This window comes from Okeania sp. (assembly GCF_983059655.1).
Window position 1 is genome coordinate 1 of the sequence record NZ_CEZPJD010000378.1, and the last position, 1,500, is coordinate 1,500.

The following is a 1,500-nucleotide window of genomic DNA, read 5'->3' on the forward strand; positions in this document are numbered from 1 at the left end:
ACCAGATTGTTTATATTCTACAGACCGACAATGCTTTTTAAATTTTGGGTATCCTTTCTTTTTGGCTCCTTCAAATGCAGCGACGATAAAAATTACTAATTGAAGTCCAAGCTACTTCTACTGAGGCTTGTCTAGCTGATGAGTTTAATTGATTGACAAAAGCAAACTCACTAGCTAACTCTTTGCTCAGTTTATATAAACGTGACTTATTTACTCCTTGATTGTCTATCCAATATCTAACAGCTTTATTTCTAATAAACTGTGCCGTCCTGATAGCTTCATCCAAGGATTTATATTGATTTAATGTCCCGTTTAATAACTTGGCCTCTCTTACTAACATTGCTGTCTTTTTTGTTTCTATACTATTATTTTATCACACATTTTCAATGTATATCCAAAAGCTCAAACAAATTTTAATCCCATCAAATACCCCAAAAACAAATCAGAAAATATTCTGGCTAATTCTCAGCTTAACTTTCGCAACAATATATAGTTTGCTGGCACTTCAACAAGCATTTAGTGGAGAATATATTGTGCAAGACGATGCAAGACAGCACGTTTTTTGGATGCGTCGTTTTTTAGACCCAGAATTATTTCCTAATGATTTAATTGCTGATTATTTTCAGTCTGTTGCACCATGGGGTTATAAAACTTTTTATTGGCTATTTGCCCAAGTTGGAATAGACCCAATTTTCCTGAATAAATTATTACCATTACCTTTAAGTTTAATAACTGCTGCCTACTGTTTTGGAATTTGCTTTCAGATATTGCCCATACCTTTTGCTGGTTTTATTGCCTCAGTATTATTAAGTCAAAATATCTGGCTTCAAAATGATATAGTTTCTGGCACACCAAGAGCTTTTTTATATCCTCTATTTCTGGGAGTTTTATACTATTTATTACGCAAATCATTAATTCCATTTTTAGTAGTGATCGCTCTGTTGGGATTATTTTATCCTCAATACGTTATCCTGACTGCTTTAATTTTAATTATTAGGCTTTTAAACTGGGAAAAAAGGCGGTTTTTTCTGAGCAAAAATCCAAAGGATTATCTATTTAGTGGAGTAGGTTTAGGATTAATTTTGTTGGTGATTTTCTTTTATGCTTTAAATTCTAGTAATTATCAACCTGTAATTACAGCATCTCAAGCAAAAGTTTTGCCAGAATTTGGTGAAGCTGGTAGAAGTGTTTTTTTCTTACAAAATTATTGGGATTTTTTCATCTTCGGCAGTCGTAGTGGCATTTTACCTCAAGAATTATTCCTGCCTCACATATTAATAGTTGGATTATTTTTGCCAATATTTTTTCAGAAGGAAGAAGTTAACGAAGTCAGAAGTCAGAAGTCAAAAGTCAGAAGTTATCTTTGTAACGGGGATTTGAGAAAAGCTCCAAAAATATTTGGCCTTAAAAGGTGGGGTTTTAGACCTAATTATTTTGAGAAAATCCATAACTTTGATGCGGCAAGAATTTTTCTCAGAAGACTACCTCTAACTCAACAAA

Annotated in this window: 1 protein-coding gene and 1 pseudogene; one reads left to right on the top strand and one right to left on the bottom strand. The window is 32.9% G+C overall.

Annotated elements, in window-relative coordinates; genetic code table 11:
* Positions 1-70: 70 nt before the first annotated feature.
* Positions 71-340, bottom strand: coding sequence for a hypothetical protein (locus AC3DU7_RS19710; protein WP_488041013.1), 270 nt, complete (start codon positions 338-340; stop codon positions 71-73).
* A gap of 46 nt (positions 341-386) precedes the next feature.
* Here AC3DU7_RS19710 and AC3DU7_RS19715 point away from each other — a divergent pair.
* Positions 387-1,500: pseudogene (locus AC3DU7_RS19715) on the top strand (hypothetical protein); the annotation flags it as partial.

Coding starts and splice junctions, on each gene's coding strand:
- AC3DU7_RS19710 (WP_488041013.1), bottom strand. CDS start 340: ATGTTAGTAAGAGAGGCCAAGTTATTAAACGGGACATTAAATCAATAT.